Source organism: Bacillus sp. FSL K6-0993, from assembly GCF_037977205.1.
GTDB lineage: Bacteria > Bacillota > Bacilli > Bacillales > Bacillaceae > Bacillus > Bacillus subtilis.
Genome location: NZ_CP150275.1, coordinates 1,769,962 through 1,774,315, shown reverse-complemented (window position 1 = coordinate 1,774,315; position 4,354 = coordinate 1,769,962). Strand labels below are relative to the sequence as shown.

5 protein-coding genes are annotated in these 4,354 nt (G+C 45.8%); all 5 read right to left on the bottom strand.

The features are described 5' to 3' along the window. Positions 1–44: 44 nt before the first annotated feature. From MHH79_RS09270 to MHH79_RS09250, 5 genes are read right to left on the bottom strand one after another with little or no spacing between them, the layout of a single operon-like run. On the bottom strand, positions 45–794 hold the full coding sequence (locus MHH79_RS09270) for a polyketide synthase (RefSeq protein ID WP_340035099.1): 750 nt from the start codon (positions 792–794) through the stop codon (positions 45–47). Positions 795–833: 39 nt separating this feature from the next. Beyond that, a complete protein-coding gene (locus tag MHH79_RS09265; RefSeq protein WP_340035098.1) occupies positions 834–1,613 on the bottom strand; it encodes an enoyl-CoA hydratase/isomerase in 780 nt (259 codons plus the stop codon). Further along, positions 1,601–2,863: a polyketide biosynthesis 3-hydroxy-3-methylglutaryl-ACP synthase PksG gene (gene pksG, locus MHH79_RS09260; protein ID WP_015383707.1), complete on the bottom strand. Its 1,263-nt coding sequence runs from the start codon at positions 2,861–2,863 to the stop codon at positions 1,601–1,603. Before pksG ends, MHH79_RS09265 begins: the two co-directional genes overlap by 13 nt. Next, positions 2,864–4,111 (bottom strand): polyketide biosynthesis malonyl-ACP decarboxylase PksF, encoded by a 1,248-nt coding sequence (gene pksF, locus MHH79_RS09255; RefSeq protein WP_100506588.1) that lies wholly within the window; start codon positions 4,109–4,111, stop codon positions 2,864–2,866. Then, the gene (locus MHH79_RS09250; protein ID WP_003231809.1) at positions 4,089–4,337 is read right to left on the bottom strand and encodes an acyl carrier protein; all 249 of its coding nucleotides are present in this window, start codon (positions 4,335–4,337) and stop codon (positions 4,089–4,091) included. Before MHH79_RS09250 ends, pksF begins: the two co-directional genes overlap by 23 nt. Positions 4,338–4,354 lie beyond the last annotated feature (17 nt).

The window sequence follows — 4,354 nt, the reverse complement described above, 5'->3', positions numbered from 1 at the left end:
CACGCTGCCTCCATTTCACCTGCAAAATTTATATATATTTTCAGTTAATTACCATATAAACCTTTGATTCTACCTTTGACTTCTTCATGATGAAATGTTTTCTCATGCATCATCAATTCCTGTTCAATGACGCGCGGCAGCTGATCGCGAAGCGGGGCAACCAAATGATCTTTCAGTGTAACCAGTGAGTTTCTCGGCTTTTCCGCCAGTTCTTGCGCCAGCTCCACTGCATAATCTAACACTTCTGCACGGGGCAGCACCTTAAAAGGAACCCCTCTTTTTTCAAGATCAGCTCCGCGGTAGCTGCCCGCATTCAATAATATTTCCTGGGACAGGCTGAAACCCAGTTTTTTAGGAACGATAAAGGTAGCGCCCATTCCAGGCGTAAATCCGTATTTCATAAAATTAGCCGTATACACGCTTTCTCTGCTCAGAATGACTATGTCAGCAAAGAGCCCCATGACAAAGCCGCCTCCAATTCCATGGCCCTGCATTGCCGCAATAACTGGAATCTCACAATCCAGCGCCAGAGAATAAAGATTGTCATCAGTGAACTTGGTCAATCCCTGTTGAATTCGAAGCAGTCCTTCTTGCGTTCCTCCTGAAGCAAAATAATTATCATATCCTGTCAAAATAACCGCTTTGTATTTGGGGTTCTGCCGTATGTATTCAAACGCTTGAATTAAACCGTCTGTAAGTTCTTGTGAAAACGCGTTTTTATGAGTGCGATCTTGCATCTTTACCTGAATAATGGCGGATTCAATTTCGATAAGCTCTACAACAGAATGCGTCATGATGTCCTCCTAACGGTTCTGATTGTCATTTTTAAACGGTTACTGATCCTCCCATGGGAATTGCCCTGTTTCAACATACCTGATGATTCCCATTTGGTTTTGAGGATCAGAAAACATGTTTTGATTTGCAGTTAAAGCGGTGGCTTTCGCACGACTGACTTGATGATCAAGTGAGCTCATAAACCGTTTATAATGTGCGATTCCTTTTTTATTCAGCCTCCGCAAACGCAATAAATGCTTTCTCAGCAGCACGTCACTTTCAGCATCAAAAGCATCTATTAACCCCCATTCACTGGCTTCCTGAACGGAAATCGGCTTTGTCATAAGCGTCATATAATGCGCTTTCTGCCAGCCGATACGGCGGATCAGAAACGGTAAAACACAAGCAGGGTACAGGCCGAATAGCAGCTCAGAGAGACTGAATGACGCCGTCTGATCAGCAATGGCAATATCTGTGGCAGATACAAATCCAAGACCGCCGGCATTCACTTTTCCCCTGACATGCGAAATCGTGACATAAGGGCCAGTCTGCAATTTCAGCCACAAATCATAGAGAGGCTCTTGGGAGCTTGCCTGTTTTCTGCCCCTTTTCATTTCCTGATAGATTTCTTGAAAATCAGCTCCGAAACAAAACACCTCGGGAAGCCCCTCTAAAACGACAACCGTCACCGTTGATGTTTCACATTGGTTTAACACTTGCAAGCATTCTTCTATCAGCGTGTCATTAATCGTATTTTTCGCTTCAGGACGGTGAAAGGTAATATAGCAAACCGACGCTTGAAAGCGGACCTTTATCGTTTGATAGGTCACGAGATCCACCTGTACTTCCGATGAAACTCAGAAATTTCTTCTAAAAACAAGCGCGGCTTCTCTTGAGTGGACTGCATGATGCCCGGTATCATCTCAAAGTCCAGCTTTACATTGCGCGTCCCAAACCGCACCATCCCGCTCCCCTTAAACAGCAGCTCATACTCTTCCATGGAGAGCTGATAGCGGCGGTCCAAATGCTTCTCAATACCAAATGTTCGCTGACGCTCCTGGCCTTGCGGAGTTGTAATTCCGCTGTAAAATTCAGAACAGCAGCCGGATCCGTAGGAAAAACAGCCAATTCGTTTAGGCGTATCAAATCTCCCTTGGTCTATCGTGCTGGCCAATGCCAGAAACAAGGCTGCCCCCATAATATTTCCAACCCGTTGACAGTAGTTTAAACCTGGTTTTACACGAGTTAAAAAATCCGGCTCAATCCCGGATGTTTTCACCTTCGCCACCTTACGCATCATTGTCCGGTGCGCACCTTTCACCATCCCGCCAAAGGGCGTATGGTAAGCAAGATATTGAAACGTGTCCTGATAATTGGCACCCGGTACACGCTTTTGATATTCCAGAAAAGTCTGTTCGCAGCAATCCAAATATGACATTAAAGACAGATCAGAATCTCCCGCTTCACTGTCGGGAATGGGGCGGCACGTGTCCATCACTTCATAGCCGTAATAACCATTTGCTCCGGGATCTATTTGAAACACCTCGGGATTTTCGCCAACTAAAACGGCCACCGCTCCCGCTCCGGCGCTCGGTTCCGCATAAGACCAATCTTCGCTTAAAGCGTCTCCGCCCTCAGCGATTAAAAAACGTGAAATATCACTGGCGATAACCAGTGCTTTGGCACCCGGAGAAGTCTGGGATAATATAAAATTCACCGCCATCTGAAATCCCGCTGTCCCTGAATAACACGCCTGTTTAACCTCAAACAAACGGCAGTTGCGGTTGAGACCTAAATATTCATGGATATATGTACTTAACGATTTCCCAAAGTCGATCCCGGATTCAGAGCAAGTGATCAGCAATTCAATCCGGTCTTTCTCTGCTTCAGATAAAGCATCAATAATCGGCTTAGCTGCATTGACTCCGAAGGTCACGGGATCTTCATAAGGCAGTGCTACCGCTTTTTCTTTCATTAATAAATTTTCAAATCTCGCAGTATCTAAGTGTCTGTATTTGGCCAGCTCCATGACATCAAGGTATGCCGTTCCGCCAAAGACATTCATCGCTTCTATTCCGGCTGAAACCATTTATGATTCGCCTCCACATTTCTCAATGTTTTGTATACAAACCGCGGTGTTCATTCCGCCAAACCCCATGCTTAAGCTCAGCGCATTTTTGATGCGGTATGAAATCGATTTCTTATTTACCCAATGAAAAGAATCATCGATTGGATGATCCAAATTCCGGCTCGGATGCAGGGCAGACTTTTTCATTTGCAGCAAAACAGAAATAATCTCTACGATGCCCGCCGCACTAAGCCCGTGTCCGGTTATCGATTTTGTTGCATTGATATAAGCATGGGAAAGCCGGCATGCACGGAGCGCCTTTAATTCTATTTCATCTCCAATAAAAGAGCCTGTTCCATGAGGGTTAATATAATCAATATCTTCTGGTAAAAGCCTGGCACGCTCCAGTGCCTTCTGGATGACATGAATCTCTCCTTCTAATGAAGGATCAGGATTCCGGTTTCCGTCCAGTTTGATTGACCAGCCAGACAATGCTGCATAAGGTTTGAGACCTCTTCGTAAAGCCGTCTCCTTTCGTTCTATTACCAATGCACCGCACGATTCTCCATAGATAAACCCGTCTCTGTTTTGATCGAAGGGACGGCACGCTTTTTCAGGTTCATCAGCATATTTGTCCGTCCCCATAGCGCCTAAAGCCCTTAGCGCCTCGCATTCCATATAAGAAAGATCCATTAAAGCACCAAGTGCTATGCAAGTATCAACTTCGCCTGACAGGACTTGCTGAATTGCATGAATGACTGCTAACTGGCCGCTGGCCGAGGCTCCTCCCACCGTATATGCTAATCCCGTGATGCCAAACTGATCTGTACATATCCCGCAAAGATCGCTGTCCATGAAAGACAGACCATACGCCGGAGAAATAAAACCGGAGCGGTCTTGATACCTTTCATAAACTTCAAAGGTTTCTCTCTGCTGAAAATTTGACCCGCCAACAACCAGTCCGATACGTGAGGAATCTGAATCGTCCAATTCAGCCTCCTCCCAAGCCTCTGTGAGAGTTACCAATGCAGCGCGGCTGGAAAATGATGCTTTTCGCAACATTTTTTTAGAGAGTCGGTCAGGATAAGACAATGACGCAATTTCGGCTCCGATAAACCGGCTGTCTTTTTGTCTGCCTGAACGCTTCATGACATCAAAGGCATGTCTGCCGGACAAGAGCGAGGAAGCAAAGTCCTCTTTCCCTTGACCGATAGAGGCCGTGACGCCTACACCGGTCACCACCACCTCAGGCAGATTGCACTTTGTCATAAAGCACCTCAGCTAATTCACCGATGTTTTTCACCCCGGATAGCTCAATGCGAGGGATTTTTAACGATAAATCCTCTAGCACCATCGTGATAATTTCAGCTCTGTCTACAGAGTCAGCTCCTAACTCAACTAACTGATCTTCAGGCTCGAATCTGTGTCCGTCTAATTCAGGAAGCACCTCGCAAATATTGGTGATTAGTACTTCAAAGATTCTCTGTTTATCCATAATACGCTCTCTCCTTC

What these genes read in the sequence shown, in the direction of transcription:
- MHH79_RS09270 (WP_340035099.1), bottom strand. Translation starts at nt 794, where the DNA reads ATGACGCATTCTGTTGTAGAGCTTATCGAAATTGAATCCGCCATTATT.
- pksF (WP_100506588.1), bottom strand. Translation starts at nt 4,111, where the DNA reads ATGACAAAGTGCAATCTGCCTGAGGTGGTGGTGACCGGTGTAGGCGTC.
- pksG (WP_015383707.1), bottom strand. Translation starts at nt 2,863, where the DNA reads ATGGTTTCAGCCGGAATAGAAGCGATGAATGTCTTTGGCGGAACGGCA.
- MHH79_RS09250 (WP_003231809.1), bottom strand. Translation starts at nt 4,337, where the DNA reads ATGGATAAACAGAGAATCTTTGAAGTACTAATCACCAATATTTGCGAG.